Below are 18,445 nucleotides of genomic sequence, written 5' to 3' on the forward strand. Positions count from 1 at the left end.
CCGTGTTACGGTCGGTCTCGTCCCGTCCACAACGAAGTGAGTCCTGATGAGTCCTCTCAGTCGTCGGCAGCTGCTGAGCCTCGGCCTCGGCGCGTCCGCCGCCGCCGTCCTCGCCGGCTGCGCCACGCCCGGCACGACCTCGGTCAACACCCTGCCGACCATCCCGCCGGCCGCCGGCAAGGTCCGCCTCGAGTACTGGGCCTGGCTCAAGGGCCTCGACCAGGTGACCGACCTCTACAACAAGAGCCAGGACCGCGTCCAGGTCGAGACCGTGTTCATCCCCGGCGGCAACGCGGGCGGGTACCAGAAGCTCTACTCGGCGCTCGCCGCGGGCGCCGGGCCCGACATCGCCCAGGTCGAGCTGCGCTCGCTGCCCGAGTTCCTGCTCGCCAACGGCGTCGTCGACCTCAAGCGCTACGGCGCCGAGAAGTACGAGGAGCTGTACGACCCCACGCTCTGGAACCAGGTCAGCTACACGGGCGGCATCTACGCCGTGCCGCAGGACAGCGGCCCGATGGGCATGTTCTACCAGCCCGCCGTCTTCGACCAGGTCGGCGCGGCCGTGCCCGCCACCTGGGACGAGTGGGCGGCCGTCGGTGCCGAGCTCAAGGGCGCGGGCGTGCTGATGGACTCGTTCCCGCTCGCCGACGCCTCGCCGTTCGCGGCCTACGCCACGCAGGCAGGCGCCTCCTGGTTCACCGCGGAGGAGGACGGCTGGGTCATCGACATGACCGACGACGCCACGCTGAAGGTCGCGGCGTTCTTCGACAAGGCGATCGACGACGGCATCGTCACCACCGCCTACGGTGCCTACACCCCGGCCTGGTTCTCGGCCGCGGCGGACGGGAAGATCGCCTCCGTCGCGACCGGCTCGTGGGGCGACGCCCTGATCGAGGGCGTCAGCGGCGCCGAGGGCAAGTGGAAGGTCGCGCCCCTGCCGACCTGGGACTCGGGCTACGCCTCGAGCTTCCTCGGCGGCTCGACCGCCGCCATCCTCGCGAACAGCCAGCACCCGCAGGAGGCGCTCGAGTTCGCCGTCTGGATGACCACCACCCCCGAGGGCGTCAACGCCCTGATCGAGTTCTGCGGCATCGGCTGGTCGCCGGCCGTGGACGTGGTCGGCACGCTCCGCGAGAAGCCGAGCGCCTTCTTCAGCGGCCAGAACTACAACCAGGAGGTGTTCGTGCCCGCCACGAAGGAGTCCAGCCAGAACCAGGACTGGAGCTGGTGGCCCGTCACGCAGCAGTCGTTCAACATCCTCAGCGACGGCTTCCGCGGCAAGGCCTCGGGCGGCACGCTCGTCGACGCCGTCGCACAGGCCGAGAAGGACATCATCTCGGTGATGCAGAACAAGGGCCTCTCGATCCGCAAGGCGAGCGCATGAGCGCCGGGATGGAGACGCGGCCCGAGACGGCAGCGGCGACGGACGCCACGGCGCCCGGCCGGGGTCGCGACGGAGGCGGCGACGCCACCCGCAGGAAGGGCGCGTCGTCCGGCGCCGTCAAGCGCGCCCCCTGGGTGCTGCTCTTCCCGTTCCTCGCCCTGTTCCTGCTGACCTTCATCGTCCCGATCCTCATGGCGCTCGTGTCGAGCTTCACGAAGGTGACCCGCGGCGGCCTCTTCGGCGAGGCCGGCGTCGTCACCGAGTTCGCCGGCTTCGACAACTACGCCCAGGTGATCGGCGACCCGAACTTCGTCGCCTCGATCGGCCGGATGTTCCTCTTCGGCATCGTCCAGGTGCCGGTCATGCTGATCCTCTGCACGGTGCTCGCGCTGCTGCTCGAGTCGGCGTCGGCCAAGTGGCCGGGCGTGTTCCGTGCCGCGTACTTCCTGCCGTACGGCGTGCCCGGCGTCATCGCGACCATCCTCTGGTCGTTCCTCTACGTGCCGGGCCTCAGCCCGATCATCGACGTGGCCGAGGTCTTCGGCGTCTCGCCCGACTTCCTCGGCGCGAACACCGTGCTCTGGTCGATCGCCAACATCGTCACGTGGAGCTACACCGGCTACAACATGCTGATCATCATCGCCCAGCTCAAGTCGATCCCGGTCGAGCTGTACGAGGCCGCCAAGGTCGACGGGGCGTCGGCCCTGCGGGTCGCGACGAGCATCCAGCTGCCGCTGATCCGCCCGGCCCTGCTGCTCACCGCCGTGTTCTCGATCATCGGCACCCTGCAGCTCTTCGCCGAGGCCCAGGTGCTGCAGCGCGTCGCACCGGCCATCGACAGCCAGTACACGCCGAACCTCAGCGCCTACACGACGGCATTCGCCTACAACGACTACAACGTCGCCGCGGCGCAGTCCGTGCTGATCGCGCTCGTCGCGTTCACGCTGTCGATCGTGTTCCTCACCATCACGAACAGGAAGTCCGCATGAGCCCCCGTGCCTCGGGCTCCGCGACGAGCGCGACGAGCGCCTCGGTCGCCGAGCAGCCCACCGACACCGAGTCCATCGTCACGGCCGGCCAGGGCAGGAGGCGCGGCGAGGGTCGAGCCGCCGCCCGCCGGTCGGCGAACAACGGGCCGGACCGGTCCGCGGGCCGCAGCCGCGCCTCCACCATCATCGTCACGGCCGTGCTGGTCGTCGTCGCGCTGTACTTCCTCATCCCGGTCTACTGGGTCGTGGTCGCCGCGACGAAGACCACCGGCGACCTCTTCGGCACCTTCGGCTTCTGGTTCGCCCCGACCTTCGCCCTGTGGGACAACCTCGGCCAGGTGCTCACCTACGGCGACGGGATCTTCCTGCGCTGGCTCGGCAACTCGGTGCTCTACGCCGGGGTCGGCGCCCTGATCGCGACGTACTTCGCCGCGGCCGGCGGCTACGCCCTCGCCAAGTACGAGTTCCGCGGGCGCAACGCCGTCTTCGGCACGATCCTCGGCGGCGTGCTGGTTCCCGGCACGGCCACGGCACTGCCCCTGTTCCTGCTGTTCAGCCAGATGGGCCTCGCCAACACCTACTGGAGCGTCCTGCTGCCGTCGCTGGTGTCGCCGTTCGGCCTGTTCCTCTGCCGGATCTACGCCCAGGCCACCGTCGACACGTCGCTGATGGAGGCCGCCCGCCTCGACGGCGCGAGCGAGCTCCGAATCTTCCACACCCTGGGGCTGCGCATCCTCACGCCCGCGCTGGTGACGGTGTTCCTGTTCCAGCTCGTCGGCATCTGGAACAACTACTTCCTGCCCCTCGTGATGCTGAGCGACGTCGACAAGTTCCCCGTCACGCTCGGCCTCAACAACTGGCTCAGCCAGACCGACCGGCTGCCCGAGTTCTACCAGCTGACGACCGGCGGCGTGCTGCTGTCGATCATCCCGCTGGTCATCGCCATGGTCGTCCTCCAGCGCTTCTGGCGCGGCGGCCTCACGGAAGGATCCGTCAAGTGACGACCCCCGCCTCCTCGTCCGCCGCCTCCGCGACCCCCAGCTCGGAGACCCTCGCGTCGCCGAGCCCGGCGGCCTCGGCACCGGCGCCGGGCGACTACCTCGCCGACACCGGTCCCGGCACCGGTCGCCGCAGCCCCGCCCGGTCGTGGCTGCACACCGACGCGCCGACCCTGTCGCTCGACGGGGAGTGGGCGTTCCGTCTGCTGCCCGGCGCGCCCGGCACCCCCGGGGGCCGCGGTGTGCTGCCCGAGGGCGAGGCCGTCGACAGCGTGGGCGACCCCGACCTCGACGACTCGTCGTGGCAGTCGATCGCCGTGCCGTCGCACTGGGTGCTGACCGGCGACGGCGAGCGGGGCGCGCCGATCTACACGAACGTGCAGTTCCCGTTCCCGACCGAGCCGCCCTTCGTGCCCGACGCGAACCCGACGGGCGACCACCGCCGCCGCTTCGACCTGCCGGCCTCGTTCGACGGCGCCGAGCGGGTGCTGCTCCGCTTCGACGGCGTCGAGTCGCGCTACGCGGTCTGGGTCAACGGCGTGCACGTCGGCGTCGGCGTCGGCAGCCGCCTCGCGCAGGAGCTCGACGTCACCGACGCCGTGCGCCCCGGCGAGAACGTCATCGCCGTGCGCGTGCACCAGTGGTCGGCCTCGAGCTACGTCGAGGACCAGGACCAGTGGTGGCTGCCCGGCATCTTCCGCAGCGTCACGCTGCAGGCCCGCCCGGTCGGCGGCCTCGACGACGTCTGGCTGCGAACCTCCTGGCACGGCACGGCGGGCGAGACCGCAGGAGGCACGACGATCGTCCCCGAGGTCACGGCCGGCCCCGACGCGTTCCCGGTCACCCTCGCGGTGCCCGAGCTCGGCGTGGACGTGACCTGGGCCACGGCCGCCGACGTCGCGCCCGTCGAGCTGGCGGAGGGCGTCGAGCCCTGGTCGGCCGAGACGCCCCGGCTCTACGAGGCCACGGTGTCGAGCGCGCTCGGCGCCGAGGTCGTCAGTCTCCGGCTCGGCTTCCGCACCGTGCGGATCGACGGCGACCTGTTCACCGTCAACGGCCGCCGCGTCGTGTTCCACGGCGTCAACCGGCACGAGACCCACCCCGACCGCGGCCGCGTCTTCGACGAGGAGTGGGCGCGCCGCGACCTGCTGCAGATGAAGCGGTTCAACGTCAACGCGATCCGCACGTCGCACTACCCGCCGCACCCGCGCCTCCTCGACCTCGCGGACGAGCTCGGCTTCTGGGTCGTGCTCGAGTGCGACCTCGAGACGCACGGCTTCGAGCGCGACGCCTGGACCGAGAACCCCAGCGACGACGCCGCCTGGCACGACGCCTACGTCGACCGGATGGTGCGCACCGTCGAGCGCGACAAGAACCACCCGTCGATCGTGATGTGGTCGCTCGGCAACGAGGCCGGCACCGGCCGCAACCTCGCGGCGATGGCCGCGTGGACGCACGCCCGCGACACCGGTCGTCCCGTGCACTACGAGGGCGACTACACCGGCGCCTACACCGACGTGTACTCGCGGATGTACTCGTTCGTCGACGAGACGCGCGCCATCGGCAGCGGCGACGAGTCGGTGCAGCTGCTCGGCTGCACGCCCGCCGAGGCGGCGCGCCAGCGGTCGAAGCCGTTCCTGCTCTGCGAGTACGTGCACGCCATGGGCAACGGCCCGGGCGCGATCGACGAGTACGAGGCGCTGGTCGACGAGTTCCCGCGGCTGCACGGCGGCTTCGTGTGGGAGTGGCGCGACCACGGCCTGCGGCACCGCACCGCCGACGGCACCGAGTTCTTCGCCTACGGCGGCGACTTCGGCGAGGTCGTGCACGACTCGAACTTCGTCATGGACGGGATGGTCCTCAGCGACGACACCCCGTCGCCCGGCCTGTACGAGTGGGCGCAGGTCGTCGCGCCGATCCGCGTGTCGCTGGCCGCGGGGGAGGCCGACGTTGAGGACGCCGATGGTGCCGATGGTGCCGAGGCGCTCGTGACCGTGGCGAACCTGCGGCACTCGGCCGACGCCTCCGACGTGGTCGTCCGGCTCACGGTCGAGCACGACGGCGAGGAGGCGCTGGTCGCCGACCTCCCCGTCGCCGGCGTCGGCGACGACGCCCTCGCCGCGGGGGAGACGGTCGTCCTGGCCGTCCCCGGACTGCCGGTCTCGTCCTCGGGCGAGACCTGGGCGACGGTGCGGGTCGTGACCGCGGCCGACGCCGAGTGGGCGCCCGCGGGGCACGTGCTCGCGACCGCCCAGCTCGACCTCACGCCTGCCGCTGCGGCGCGACGTGCGCCGTCGACGCTGCGACCCGGCGTGCCCGGTGCCGCCGGCGACCGACTGGCGGGCGCCTCCTCCGGTCGGCTCGACCTCGGGCCGGCGTCGTTCGTCGACGGCCGTCTCGTGTCGCTGGCGGGTCGTCCCGTCGACGGGCCGCGGCTCGAGCTCTGGCGCGCGCCCACCGACAACGACCAGGGGCGCGGCTGGGTGCCGCGCGACCGCGACGTCGACGTGATGCGCGACCGGCACCGCGCCGACCAGTACCTGCTGGCGGAGCTGCCGAGCGCCGAGACGACCTGGCTGCGGCTCGGGCTCGACCGCATGACGCCGCGTGTGGAGCAGATCACGGCGACGGAGTCGCAGGTGCACGTCCGCACCCGCTGGGCCGCCGCCGACGCCCGCCAGGCCGTGACCGTCGACGAGCGCTGGTCGCTCGAGGGCGGCGAGCTCTGGCTCGCGCTCGACCTGGTGCCGACGGCCGGCTGGGACACCTCCTGGCCCCGCGTGGGAGTGCGCCTCGACCTGCCGACCGACGTCGCCACCGCGTCGTGGTTCGGCACGGGGCCGCACGAGTCGTACCCGGACAGCCGCCACGCCGCGGTCGTCGGGCGCTACACGGCGGCCGTCGACGACCTCGTCGTCGACTACGCCCGCCCGCAGGAGAGCGGCCACCGCAGCGACCTGCGGAGCCTCGACCTGACCGGCGCCGACGGCCGCGACTGGCTGCGGGTCGACGCCGTCGGCGACGAGCTCGGCCGGCTGCCCGGCTTCACGCTGCGCCGCCACACCGCGCAGCAGGTCGACGCCGCCCGCCACCCGCACGAGCTGCCCGAACCCGACCACACCTACCTGTGGCTCGACGCGGCGCAGAACGGGCTCGGCTCGCGGGCCTGCGGGCCCGACGTGTCGGCGCCGCACGTGCTGCGGCCGTCGGCTCGGTCGATGCGGCTGCGGCTGACCGCGCTCGGCTAGGGGGCCTGGGCGTCGACCCTGGCCCGCCGAGTGGTCAGTCCTGGTCATCCGTGCAGCACGGAACGACCGGAACCGACCACTCGGCGTCCTCGGCAGGAGCAGACTGGTCGGATGTCGAAGCGCACCACAGCCCGTCCCACGTCCGTCCCGCGGACCGTCGCCCGCCTCCTGCTGGGAGCCGTGCTCGTCTTCGCGGGTGCCAGCCACCTCAGCTTCGCGCGGGACGACTTCCAGGCGCAGGTGCCCGAGTGGCTGCCGATCGACGACGACGCGGTCGTGCTCGCGTCGGGGGTCGTCGAGATCGCGCTCGGCAGTTCGCTGATCGCGCTCGGTCGCTGGCGCGTGGCCGTCGGGCTCGTGGCGGCGGCGTTCTTCGTCGCGATCTTCCCGGGTAACATCTCGCAGCTCGTCACCAGGACGAGCGCCTTCGGGCTCGACACCGACGCCAAGCGCTGGCTGCGCCTCCCGTTGCAGCCGCTGCTCGTGTTCGTCGCGCTCTGGTCGACGGGCGCCTGGCGCGACCGCCGCGTCGTGCTCGACCGCCTGCGCCGCCGCCGCTGACCCCTGGCGTCTCCCGCCCCTCCGCCGCCCGTCCCGATCTCCTCTCCCGCAAATGCCGACCGCGAGGCCTCCAATACCGGGAAATCCGAATGTTGCGGTGCCCGGAGCCGGCTCGCGGTCGGCATTTGCGGGTCGGGACCGCGCCTACGACGGTTGACACGCGCGAGTGCCCGCAAATGCCGACCTCGAGACCTTCAATAGTGGAAAGTCCGGGTGCTGTGGTGCCCGGAGCTGGCCTCCGGTCGGCATTTGCGGGGCCAGCAGGGCTGGGGCGGGCGGACTAGGAGGCGCGGGTCGCCTTGACGACCACGTCGCGCACCGTGGTGGTCCCGCCGTCCGTCGCGGGCACCTGCCGCGCGCGTGACTCGGCCACCTCGACGGTCCAGCCGTCGTCCGGGACGGCCGCGAGCACGTCGTCGATCGTGAACATCAGCTCCTCCTTGCCGTGCCGACCGGCCCCCGCGGTCAGGTCGGACAGGTCGTGCCCGACGACGAGCAGGGTCCCGCCAGGCGCCACCGCCTCCGCAAGCGACCGGAACAGCGCGGCGCGCACCGGGTCGGCGAGGTGCATGAACTGCGACGACACGAGGTCGACCGACCCTGGCGCGGGAGCCCACTCGGCGAGGTCGTGCTGCTCCCAGGTGATCCGGGCCGCCGCCTCCTCGTCGACCTCGGCCGCCCGGGCCGCTGCCTTGTCCAGCGCTGCTTGCGCGATGTCGATCCCGGTCACCTGCCAGCCGCGGCCTGCAAGCCAGATCGCGTCGCCGCCCTCGCCGCTGCCGACGTCGAGCACACGACCCGGCTCGAGCCCGCTCGCCTCGTCGACGAGGACGGGGTTCGGGCGCCCGCTCCACTGCAGGCCGGGGGCCGAGTAGCGGTCCTCCCAGTAGTCGCGGCCCCACTCCTCCGAGGCGTGCTGCCCGTGCTGGTCGGCTCCGTGCTCGTGATCGCGCCCGTGGCCGTGCTCCGGCTCGTGCTGGTCGTCTGAGTGCTGCCCGGTCGTCTGCGTCATCGTCGTGCTCCCTCGAGTCCGTGCCTGAGTCCGTGCCGGCGGTCGCCGAGCACCCTGGTCGTGTTCTCCGCCTCGGCGCGGACGCCGAACGGTCGCCGCCGTTCCGCCACGGCGAGGTCGGTGTCCTCGGTGATGAGGTCCATGTTGACGGCGACGGCGATCCCCACGCCGGAGGCGGCGGCCGTGACCACCTGCATCCGCGCGTCGGCGACGTTGCCGGCCAGGTACAGCCCGGGTACGGTCGTGGCCCCGGTCAGCGGGTCCGAGGCGATCACGGTCCCCAGCCCCATCGGGTGCGGCTCGTGCACCAGGCCGAGCGGCTCGAGCAGGTCGCCGTTCGGGCGCACCGCCGCCGCGACGGCCAGCGCGTCGACGGGCACCACGGGGGCCCCGTCGACGACGACGCCCGTCAGCGCGTCGCCCTCGACCCGCAGCGATCGGACGCGACCTGTCACGACCTGCACGCCGCGGGCGGCCAGCCGCTCCCACTCGTCGTCGGTCGGCTCGGGCGCCTCGTGCACGAAGAGCGTCACGCGGTCGCTCCACTGCCGGAACATCATCGCCTGGTGCACGGCGAACGGGGTCGTGCCGAGCACGCCGATCACCTGGTCGCGGATCTCCCAGCCGTGGCAGTACGGGCAGTGCACGACGTCGCGGCCCCAGCGCTCGGCGAGCCCGTCGACGTCGGGCAGCTCGTCCGTGAGGCCCGTCGTCACGACAACGCGTCGGGCCCGGACGACGCGGTCGTCGCCGCCCTGCGTCGTCAGCGAGACGGTGAACGAGGAGGCGCCTCCTGCGTCCGCCCCCGTGGCCGACGCCTCGGCGACGGAGGCGTCGCCGGGCTCGCCGCCGCCGCGCTCCAGCCGCGTCACAGTCCCGTCGACGACCTCGCCGCCGACCTGCTCCACCTCGGCGCGGCCGAGCCGGGTGAGCTCGCGCGGGGCGATCCCGTCCCGGGTGAGGAAGCCGTGCACACCCGCCGCGGGGGCGTTGCGCGGCTCGCCGGCGTCGACGACGAGCACGCGACGGCGGGCGCGGGCGAGGGTGAGGCCGGCGCTGAGGCCGGCGGCGCCGCCGCCGACGACGACCACGTCGTAGGTCGTCGCGGTCGTCGCGATCGTGGTGGCGAGCGGGCGGGGTGGGTGCTGCGGGGCGTTCGTCATGGTGGGTGACCTCCTGGGACCATGCTCGACCGGCACCTCCTCGACCTGCAAGCTCTGTTGCCGATGTGGCAAGATCGCGGCATGGCTCACGATCCTGCTCGTCCTCACGGCTCCCTCGGCGGGTCCGACGCCGGAGCCGACGCCTCGACCGACGACGTGCTCGCGGCCGTCGGGCCCCGGCTGCGCGCGCTGCGGGCGACGAGCGGCCGTACCCTCGCCCAGCTCGCCGAGACGACGGGCATCTCGGTGAGCACCCTCTCGCGGCTCGAGTCGGGCCAGCGACGTCCCGCGCTCGAGCTGCTGCTGCCGCTCGCCCGCGCCCACGGCGTCCCGCTCGACGAGCTCGTCGGCGCACCCGAGACCGGCGACCCGCGGATCCACCTGCGGCCCGTCACGATGCACGGCCAGACGATCGTCCCGCTGTCGCGCGGCGGGGGAGGCCTGCAGGCGTTCAAGCACCTCATCGAGGCCGACGTGCCGCCGGGCGAGCCGGACCCCCGCGTGCACGAGGGCTACGAGTGGCTCTACGTGCTGCGCGGGCGGCTGCGGCTCGTGCTCGGCGAGCACGACCTCGTGCTGCCCGCGGGGGAGGCCGCGGAGTTCGACACGCGCACGCCGCACTGGTTCGGCCGGGTCGGGCCCGGAGCCGTCGAGTTCCTCAGCCTCTTCGGACGCCAGGGCGAGCGCATGCACGTGCGGGCGGCGCCGCCCGGCCGCCTCGGCGCCTGACCCGCCTCGCACGCGCTGCACGTCTCTCGAGGGCGGGTCTTCTGCATCGAGGGCGGGTCGCCGCCCCTCTCGCCGAGAGGGCACGCGCGCGGTCGACTTGCCCCGGATCGTCGGTCAGCGGGCGTGCGGGCAGCCGTTCGGGGCACCTCGACGGTGTGGACGTCGGCCTGGCCGGCGGTCGCGACTTGAGGAGGAGCCCGGTTCATCCCGAAGGAGGGTCCCGGTCATCCCTGGGCAGGCTGCGGCGGGGCACGGCCCGTTCCTACGCTCGAGGTCCGGACGCTAGTCGTCCCCGAGCGGGCCTGCCCCGCGCGATCCAGAGGACCCGCCATGACCCCACGACCCCCCGCGTCCCGACGACCTGTTCTCCGCGCGGTCGCCGCCACGGCAGCCGCAGCCCTCGCGCTCGCGGTCCTCGCCGGCTGCACCCTCGAGTCGCCCGAGCCGCTCGTCCTCGGCTTCACCGCCACGTCCGCCGAGCCGCTGCCCTCGCTCGGGGCCGGAGCCGCCGACGCCGTCTCCGCCCACGCCCTCGCGGCGCACCAGCCCGCCGAGGGCAGCGTCGACGTCGTCGTGCAGGGCACGTCGTCCGCGTCGGCCCACGACCTGACCCCGATGCTGACCGCCGACCGCGTGCAGCAGGTCCCCGACAAGAGGGAGGCGGCGGTCGCCGACGCCCTGGACGAGCTGGGCTCGGACGTGGCCGGTCTCACCGCCGGCGACGAGGGCCTCGACCTGCTCTCGGTGCTCGCCTCCGCGGCGGCCCTGCACGACGGCGGGTCGATCGTCGTCGTGTCGAGCGGCGTGCAGACCGCGGACCCCCTCGACCTCCGGCAGCTCGGCTGGTCGTTCGACCCGGCCGCGGTCGCCTCGACCCTCGCGGACCAGGGCGCCCTGCCCGACCTGGGCGGGCACGCCGTCACCTTCGTCGGGCTCGGCCGCACGGCCGGCTCGCAGCCCGCGCCGTCGATCTCGTCCACGAGCCGCCTGTCCGAGCTCTGGCTCGCGATCTGCGACGCCGCCGGGGCGACGAGCTGCACCGACGGGGGAGCGGGCGCGTCCCAGGAGGCGCCCGTCGCCTCCTCGGCGGTGCCCGTCGTGCCCGTGACGAGCGACGCGACGCCGTGCACCGCTCCGCTCGTGCTCTCGGCCGCCGTCCTCTTCGGCGGCGACTCCGCGGCCCTCGGCTCGACCGCGGACACGGCCCTGCAGGGCGTCGCCGACGAGCTCGGACGGTGCCCGTCCGGGGTCGCCGCCGACATCGTCGGCCACGCGGCCGACACCCGCGCCGGGGTCGTCGACGGCGAGCAGCTCAGCCTCGACCGGGCGCAGGCCGTCCACGACGCCCTCGTGCGCCTCGGCGCCCCCACCGGCACGCTCGGCGACGTCGTCGGCCGAGGCGACGCCGACCCCGTGGTCGACGACCTGCCCGGCGGCGTCTTCGACGACCAGCTCGCGGCGCAGAACCGCCGCGTCGAGATCACCTTCCGCAGTGAGGACACCGCGTCATGACCGACATCCGCCCCGACTCCCGCCATGACTACCGGCCCGACGACCAGGTGACCGAGCGCCTCGACGGCTGGCCGAACGCGCAGGTGACCGAGCGGCTCGACGCCCGGCCCGACGCGCAGGTCACCGAGCGCCTCGACGCCTGGCCGGACGACCAGGTCACCGAGCGCCTCGACAGGTGGCCGGACCTGCAGGTCAGCGAGTCCCTGCCCGGCTCGCGGGACGCCGAGATCACCGAGCCCCTGATCCCGTTCTCGGACACGCAGGACACCAGACCGTTCGTCGGCCAGCCCGACGTCCAGGTCACGGAGCGCCTGACCGGCCGGACGGACCCGCGCCCGACGGACCGGCTGGACGCCTGGCGCGAAGCCCGCGTGCGAGACCGCCTCGCCAGTCGGCCCGACCGCGAACCGACCAGGCCGACCGTCCCCCTGACGCGAGCCGTCGCGGCGACCTCTGCCGATCCGACGGTGCCCGAGGCGCACGATGCCGGCCCGACCGCTGTCGTCCCGCCTGCTGCCGTCCCGACCGCTGCCGCGCCGCGAGCCTCCGTCCCGACTGCCGTCGCCCCGAGCTCTCTCGCCCCGAGCTCACCCGCAGCGACGGCGCCCGCCCCGCTCCCGGCGCCCCGCCCGGCCGGCACGCTCCCGCGAGCCCGCGCCGTCGAAGCGATCCCCACCGGCGACCTCGTCTTCTCGCTCGTCGGCGTCGGTCCGATCCCGGCACGGCACGTCGCCACGGCCCCGCGCCTGCACGACGAGCGCCTGCGCGCCGACCTGCCCGAGGGCGTGGACGACCACACCCCGTTGGAGGCGGCGCTCCGGCTGCGCACCGAGGTCGCGGCCGAGAGGTGGCTGGCCCGTCGCACGCGGCAGGTGCTCGACCCGGCGGCGCGCCGCCTCACCGCGCTCAGCTCGCGGCACCGCGAGGTGCTCCGACGCCTCGACCGCTCGGGCGACGAGCCCCTCCTCGACACGACGGGCCGCACGGTGACCCGGGACGAGGCCCGGGCGACCGCCGACCGGCTGTCCGTGGCGATCGAGGCGTCGCTCGACTCGGGCTCGGAGAAGCACCGCACCGAGTCGCGGGCCCGCAAGCGCCTCCTGCTGTTCTTCGTGCTCGCCGACTTCGCGCTGTTCGCCTACTTCATGTCCCGCGTGCTCAACGTCGACGTGTTCATGCCGGCGACCGACCCGATCGCCTTCACGACGTCGATCGTCTTCGCGCTGCTCTTCACCCTCGGCGTCGCCTACGCACTGCACCACTTCGGGCACGCGCACCGGGTGCACAAGGACGACTCCGGCGAGGTCGTGGTGCCCGACGGCGCGGTGCAGCTCCGCCTGCAGCTCGTCTACGTGCACGTGCTGACCGTGCTGCCCGGCGTGCTGATCGGCGTGCGCATCGTCGACGACGCCCTGGTCTCGGGGGCGCCCCTGCCCCTGGCGCTGCTGCTGGGCGTCGCGATCGGCGTGGTGATGGCCGGCATCGGGCACCTGATCTACCGCACGGAGCTGCGCGACGGCACGAGCGCGACCGACCGCCTCCTGCACCTCGGGCGGCACCTGCGGAAGGCCCACCGGCGCGACCGGAAGCTGCACCTCGAGCTCGACCGGCTCGAGCGACGCGTCGCGGTCGTCTCGGCCCGTGCGGAACGTGCCGCCGCCCGGATCGAGCAGACCGGCGACCGCCGGGCGAACCGCGGCCCGAGCACCCGCACCCTGCGGTACACGCGGTCGCTCGCCGGGACGGTGCACGTCGGGGCGGCCCTGCCGGTCGTCCGCCCGGCCCGGGGCGGCCTCGACGAGGCCCTCGGCCAGATCCGGGCGCCGCGCGTCACCGACCTCGCCGACTGACGCGCGCCCACGCCCGCGCCCCGCCCCGCCGGCTCGACGGCGTCAGGGGACGCCGCAGGCGCGGGCCCACGCCCGCGGTGTCCCTTCTCGCCTGCCGAGGCAGTCAGCCCACCCCACCCCTCCGCACCCACCCCGAGTGCGCAGCTGCGTCCAGGCCCGGACGCGTCTGGCAGTGCCACGCGGAGAGGTCCCCGATCCCGCCCTCGACGTCGCCCGGCCAGCACACGGTGATGAGACGTCGTCGATGAGACGTCACCTGTGCGGCGTGCAGGGCTGCATCATGCGGGGATGGCGCTGCCCTCGCGCCGACAGGGGCCGGGATGACCGCCGGCCACGGCTCGTGCTCGCTCCGGGAGGCGTCTACCGACTCTCCGCGCGCGGTGGTGCCTCGTCTCAGGTCGTGAGGTCCGCCTCCCAGTTGGTGCGCTGGATCTCGACGTCGAGCTCGCGCAGCTCGCGGGCCGTGTCGTCGGCCCGACGGCGCAGCTCGGCGACGGGCAGCGCCGCGAACTGGCGGAGCTCGCTGCGCAGCTGACGGAAGCCGCCGCCGCCGGCGCCCTGGGCCGCGTCGGCCGCGCTCGACAGGAGGCTGTGCCGCGCGCGCAACGTCTCGCGGCGGGCCAGGGCGGCGGTCATGGTGCGACCGTCGGCGAGCAGCACGGAGGCGTTGGTCAGGTTGACCGCGACGACCAGCTCCTCGAGGCGGTCGAGCGACCGCGACACCTCGTCCACGAGGGCCGCGGCGTCCTCGGCGGGCTCCTCGCCCTCCTGGTAGCGGGCGTTCTGGCGGATCCGCTCCTGCGCCTGCGCGATCCGTCGCTGCAGGTCGGCACGGGTCATGAGGGCCTCGGCGAGCTTCATGCCGCCATCCTGCCAGGCACCGGCGCCGCGGGCACCGCCGCCGCAGGCACCGCCGCCGGTCGCGCAGGAGGCGGCGGCACGGCCGGTCGCCCAGCCGCCGGGAGCAGGATGGCGCCATGAGAGCGAAGCGCATCGAGCCCGGGCCCGGCCAGGAATCCGTCTGGGACTACCCGAGGCCGCCCCGCGTCGAGGCGCGCCCCGAGCGCGTCGTCGTCCGGCTCGGCGGCGAGGTCGTCGCCGACACCACGGGCGCCTACCGCGTGCTCGAGACGAGCCACCCGCCGGTCTGGTACCTGCCCCGCGAGGCGTTCGTCGACGGCGCCCTGTCGGCGGGCCAGGGCCGCAGCATGTGCGAGTTCAAGGGGACGGCCCGCTACCTGGACGTCCGGGGCGGCGGGACCACCGCCTCCTCGGCAGGGTGGACCTACCCGAGCCCCTGGCCCGGCTACGAGATGCTCGCCGACCACGTCGCGCTGTACCCGAGCCGGTTCGACTCGTGCGAGGTCGACGGCGAGGTCGTCGAGGCACAGGACGGCGACTTCTACGGCGGCTGGATCACGTCGCGCGTCGTCGGACCGTTCAAGGGAGCCCCCGGCACCCTCGGCTGGTAGCCGCGTCGAGGCGTCGAGCTACGGAGCGGGACTCGCCGTCAGGGCCGCGACTACCGTCTCGGCGTCCGCCCACCACTTCGTGTAGTGGTCGGGGTCGGCGTTGACCTGCACCGCGTGCGCGGCCTGGGTCGGCGTCAGCTCCTTCCAGCCGGGCATCCGCACCAGCTTCGTGAAGAAGCTCGTCGCCGCCGTGTACGGGTCCATGCGCTGCTCGTAGGTGCCCCACTGGCCGTTGTCCCGCTGCTGGAACAGCCCCCGGCTGTCCGGACCGACCTCGTCGCCGTGGTCGATGTTCCGGAGGCTCGACTCGCCCATCGCGGTCATCACCCCGATCGCCTGGGTGTGGGTGCCGATGCCCTGGGCCTTCGCCGCCTCCATGATCCAGGCGGCGTTGATCAGCCTGTCCTGGCAGTAGCCCGCGATCGGCCCGGCGGGCACGCTGATCGTGCCGACCACGACGGGCTCGACGTCGGGGCAGGTGACGCCCACGGCGACCGGCTCGGACGGCTCGTCCGGCGTGCCGGCCAGCGACGCCACGACCATCACGAGCGCCACGACGAGGGCGACGACCCCGCCGCAGAACACGACGGAGGCGGCGATCACGAGACGGCGCACGGCGGGCTCCCGGGGCGGTGACGGGGTCGGACGGGGTGGACCCGACCGAATATAGGGCCCTGTCCTGGACGATCCCGGCAGGCATCCTTCACGTCACCTCGGTCAGCGGGCGGGCGGCACCGCCTCGGGGTCGCCCGCGTCGCCGGTCGACGCGACCCGCGCCTCCTCGGCTCGGGCGCCGCCGCCGGCTCCCCGATCGACGCCTCCTCCGCCGCCGCGTCCGCGCCGCGAGATCATCGTGACGACCCACAGGACGACCCCGATCGCCAGCAGGATGCCGGCGATCTGGTACTGCTCGCCGCCCCGGCCGGACGAGAACGGCAGCACCAGCCAGAGGCAGGCGACGACGCCGACGACGGGCAGCACGCGCCCGGCCTGGAAGTGGTGCCGGCCGACGTCGTCGCGGCGCAGCACGAGCACGGTGACGTTGACGATCGCGAACACGACGAGCAGCAGCAGCGACGTCGTGCCGCCGAGCACGGCGACGACGGGCGACTCCGGGCTGAGCGACACGTAGCCGATCAGCAGCAGCGAGAGCGCCGTCGTGAAGACGATCGACGCCCACGGGGTCTGGCGGGTGCGGTGCACCCTCGACAGGAACCCGGGCAGCACGCCCTGCTTGCTCATGCCGTAGAGCAGCCGGCTCGCCATCATCATGTTGATCAGGGCGCTGTTGGCGACGGCGAACATCGAGATGAACGGCAGCAGCTGACCGATCGGGAAGCCGGGGGCGGCCGTGTCCACGACCGTGACGAGCGGCGTCTCGTTGTCGGCGAGCTCGCCGATCGGGACGACGGCGACGGCGCAGATCGAGACGAGCACGTAGACGACGGCGGTGATGCCGAGGCCCGTGAGCATGGTGCGCGGGAAGATGCGGCTCGGGTCCTTGGTCTCCTCGGCCATGTTGACGCTGTCCTCGAAGCCGACCATGGCGAAGAAGGCGAGCGAGGTCGCCGTGCTCACGCTGAGCAGCAGCGACTTGTCGCCGGGCGTCTCGAAGATCGTGACGCGCGACAGGTCCGCATTGCCGCCCGCGATGGCCCAGAAGCCGATCATGATGACCATCACGAGACCGGACAGCTCGACCAGGGTGAGCACGACGTTCGCCTTGACGCTCTCGCTGACGCCGCGGAAGTTGACGAGCATCACCAGCAGCATGAAGCCCATCGCGATGCCCATCACGGCGATGTTCGGCAGCTCGAGCCCGACGCCGACCGCGAGGTTCGCCGCGAACGCCCGCGAGGCGGTGGAGGCGCTGGTGATCCCCGAGCACATCACGACGAAGCAGACGAGGAACGTCACGAAGTGCACCCCGAACGCCTTGTGCACGTAGAGGGCGGCGCCGGCGGTCTGCGGGTACTTGGTGACGAGCTCGAGGTACGAGAACGCGGTCACGAGCGCCACGCCGAACGCGATGAGGAACGGCAGCCAGGCGGCCCCGCCGACCTCGGCGGCGACCTGGCCGGTCAGCGCGTAGACGCCCGTGCCGAGGATGTCGCCGACGATGAAGAGCAGCAGCAGCTTCGGCCCGATGGCCCTCTTCAGCTCCGTCTTCTCCTCCCCGTCGGGGGCAGCGCCGGAGGCGGCGGTCGGCTGGTCGGGAGGGGTGGTGGTCGTCGACACGAGGGCCTCCTGGGGCGCATCGGTGCTGCACGGGTCCGGTTGACGGCCCATCCTGCTCCGCCGCGCGGCCCGGGTCACGTGCTGCCCGCGAAGTTGCAGCGTGTGCAACGAGCGTGCCGAGGAGGCGGCCTAGACGAACTCGGACCGGTCGGCCAGGTAGGCCCGCAGCTCGCGGACCTCGTCGGGGCCGCGGCCCCAGCGCACGTGCACGACCCCGTCGCGGAGCAGCAGCGGGTCGGACGCCCCGCTCCGCAGCGAGTCGGCGTCGAGCGGCAGCCGGACGTGCTCGAAGTTGACGACCTCGCCCTCGGTGAACCTCTTCGAGGCGGCCCGGCGGGCGTCGCGGCGCTCCTCGACCGAGGCCGAGAGGCCCTGCTCCTTCTTCGGCTCGGTCGCGCGGGTGATCCGGCCGGTGGCCCACACCTCGCCGTCGCGGCCGAGCAGCAGGACCCCGAGCCGCCAGGCCCGTCCGGCAGGCTGCATCGACGCCGAGGTGTGCACGAGCAGCAGCTTCCGCGAGGCCTTTACCGTGGCCAGCGCCTCGTCGCGGGCGTGCCGGGCGTCCAGCTCGGAGGCGGTCTCGCGGAGGAGGCGCGCGAGGGAATCGGCAGCCGTGACGGCCTCGTCGTCGGTCACCGCGCCTCCTCGGGGGCCTGTCGGGTCATGCTGTGTCAAGTGGTGCTGTGTCGTGCCGGGCTGCTGGGCTGCCGGTCAGCTGTCGTAGCCGTGGTCGAGGAAGTCCTCGACGAGCTCGACGACGAGAGCGTGGTCGTCGGCCTGGGGCAGGCCCGAGACGCCGACCGAGCCGACCATGCCGACGCCGCGGACGATCACGGGGAACACCCCGCCGTGCGCCGCGTAGACCGCCGTGTCGAGGCGGGACTTCTCGTCGAAGGTCGAGCCGTCCACCCGGAACTGCTCGCCGACCCGCCACGAGCTCTTCCCGTAGCGCTCGACGACGCGGGCCTTGCGGTCGAGCCACTCGTCGTTGTCGAGGGAGGTGCCGGGCAGCGCCGCGTGGAACACCCGCTGGCGGCCCTTGAGGACGGCGATCGTGACGGGCAGGCCGCGCCGACGAGCACCGGCGAGCACGTGGGCGCCGAGGTCGAGGGCCGTGTCCGTGGTGAACCTGCGGAAGGTGAGGCGCTCCTCCTGCTCGGCGAGGGTGCGCAGCAGCGTGTCGTCGGTCATGGTGCCTCCGGGATGTCAGGTCGAGCGGGCGTCGTCGCCCCGGCCGAGCCTAGACGCGGGCGCTGGGGACGAGATCGGCGCGGCCGCGGGCTCGTCTC

Annotated in this window: 16 protein-coding genes; 9 read left to right on the top strand and 7 right to left on the bottom strand. The window is 73.5% G+C overall.

The features are described from left to right. Positions 1-46: 46 nt before the first annotated feature. From IFT90_RS06485 to IFT90_RS06505, 5 genes are all read left to right on the top strand, one after another. Entirely contained in the window at positions 47-1,384 is a 1,338-nt protein-coding gene (locus tag IFT90_RS06485; protein WP_192041534.1) for an ABC transporter substrate-binding protein, read from the top strand. Then, complete coding sequence (locus tag IFT90_RS06490; RefSeq protein ID WP_244638373.1) at positions 1,381-2,373, top strand: carbohydrate ABC transporter permease; 993 nt, start codon at positions 1,381-1,383, stop codon at positions 2,371-2,373. The genes IFT90_RS06485 and IFT90_RS06490 overlap by 4 nt, the downstream gene beginning before the upstream one ends. Further along, positions 2,370-3,374, top strand: a complete 1,005-nt coding sequence (locus IFT90_RS06495; protein WP_192041535.1) for a carbohydrate ABC transporter permease — start codon at positions 2,370-2,372, stop codon at positions 3,372-3,374. Before IFT90_RS06490 ends, IFT90_RS06495 begins: the two co-directional genes overlap by 4 nt. Positions 3,375-3,523: 149 nt before the next feature. Then, positions 3,524-6,619 carry a glycoside hydrolase family 2 TIM barrel-domain containing protein gene (locus IFT90_RS06500; RefSeq protein WP_371812290.1) on the top strand — a complete coding sequence of 1,032 codons (3,096 nt, stop codon included), beginning with the start codon at positions 3,524-3,526 and terminating at the stop codon, positions 6,617-6,619. Between the two features lie 111 nt (positions 6,620-6,730). Further along, positions 6,731-7,180, top strand: a complete 450-nt coding sequence (locus tag IFT90_RS06505; protein WP_192041537.1) for a MauE/DoxX family redox-associated membrane protein — start codon at positions 6,731-6,733, stop codon at positions 7,178-7,180. Positions 7,181-7,460: 280 nt separating this feature from the next. Here the strand turns inward: IFT90_RS06505 and IFT90_RS06510 are convergent, their stop codons facing one another. Continuing rightward, on the bottom strand, positions 7,461-8,192 hold the full coding sequence (locus IFT90_RS06510) for a bifunctional 2-polyprenyl-6-hydroxyphenol methylase/3-demethylubiquinol 3-O-methyltransferase UbiG (RefSeq protein WP_192041538.1): 732 nt from the start codon (positions 8,190-8,192) through the stop codon (positions 7,461-7,463). Continuing rightward, positions 8,189-9,355, bottom strand: coding sequence for an NAD(P)/FAD-dependent oxidoreductase (locus IFT90_RS06515; RefSeq protein ID WP_192041539.1), 1,167 nt, complete (start codon positions 9,353-9,355; stop codon positions 8,189-8,191). Before IFT90_RS06515 ends, IFT90_RS06510 begins: the two co-directional genes overlap by 4 nt. Positions 9,356-9,436: 81 nt before the next feature. Between IFT90_RS06515 and IFT90_RS06520 the strand changes: the two genes are divergently transcribed. The 3 genes from IFT90_RS06520 (at position 9,437) to IFT90_RS06530 (ending at position 13,446) form a co-directional block, all read left to right on the top strand. Continuing rightward, positions 9,437-10,084, top strand: a complete 648-nt coding sequence (locus IFT90_RS06520) for a helix-turn-helix domain-containing protein (protein WP_192041540.1) — start codon at positions 9,437-9,439, stop codon at positions 10,082-10,084. Between the two features lie 330 nt (positions 10,085-10,414). Then, entirely contained in the window at positions 10,415-11,596 is a 1,182-nt protein-coding gene (locus IFT90_RS06525) for an OmpA family protein (RefSeq protein WP_192041541.1), read from the top strand. Continuing rightward, complete coding sequence (locus tag IFT90_RS06530; protein ID WP_192041542.1) at positions 11,593-13,446, top strand: hypothetical protein; 1,854 nt, start codon at positions 11,593-11,595, stop codon at positions 13,444-13,446. Before IFT90_RS06525 ends, IFT90_RS06530 begins: the two co-directional genes overlap by 4 nt. 393 nt (positions 13,447-13,839) lie before the next feature. On the opposite strand, the gene IFT90_RS06535 is transcribed toward IFT90_RS06530, so the two are convergent. Continuing rightward, a complete protein-coding gene (locus tag IFT90_RS06535; protein WP_192041543.1) occupies positions 13,840-14,307 on the bottom strand; it encodes a DIP1984 family protein in 468 nt (155 codons plus the stop codon). Positions 14,308-14,423: 116 nt separating this feature from the next. Between IFT90_RS06535 and IFT90_RS06540 the strand changes: the two genes are divergently transcribed. Continuing rightward, complete coding sequence (locus tag IFT90_RS06540; RefSeq protein ID WP_192041544.1) at positions 14,424-14,918, top strand: DUF427 domain-containing protein; 495 nt, start codon at positions 14,424-14,426, stop codon at positions 14,916-14,918. A gap of 18 nt (positions 14,919-14,936) precedes the next feature. Here IFT90_RS06540 and IFT90_RS06545 read toward each other — a convergent pair whose 3' ends face one another. The 4 genes from IFT90_RS06545 to IFT90_RS06560 form a co-directional block, all read right to left on the bottom strand. Beyond that, positions 14,937-15,533 (bottom strand): hypothetical protein, encoded by a 597-nt coding sequence (locus IFT90_RS06545; RefSeq protein ID WP_192041545.1) that lies wholly within the window; start codon positions 15,531-15,533, stop codon positions 14,937-14,939. A 102-nt stretch (positions 15,534-15,635) separates the two neighbouring features. After that, entirely contained in the window at positions 15,636-17,207 is a 1,572-nt protein-coding gene (locus tag IFT90_RS06550; RefSeq protein WP_192041546.1) for an APC family permease, read from the bottom strand. 78 nt (positions 17,208-17,285) lie between these two features. Beyond that, entirely contained in the window at positions 17,286-17,792 is a 507-nt protein-coding gene (locus IFT90_RS06555) for a hypothetical protein (protein ID WP_192041547.1), read from the bottom strand. 75 nt (positions 17,793-17,867) lie between these two features. Continuing rightward, entirely contained in the window at positions 17,868-18,347 is a 480-nt protein-coding gene (locus IFT90_RS06560) for a heme-degrading domain-containing protein (RefSeq protein ID WP_192041548.1), read from the bottom strand. Positions 18,348-18,445: the final 98 nt, after the last annotated feature.

Origin of the sequence: Frigoribacterium sp. CFBP 8766 (assembly GCF_014841435.1) — a bacterium.
In the GTDB taxonomy this organism is placed as follows: Bacteria; Actinomycetota; Actinomycetes; order Actinomycetales; family Microbacteriaceae; genus Frigoribacterium.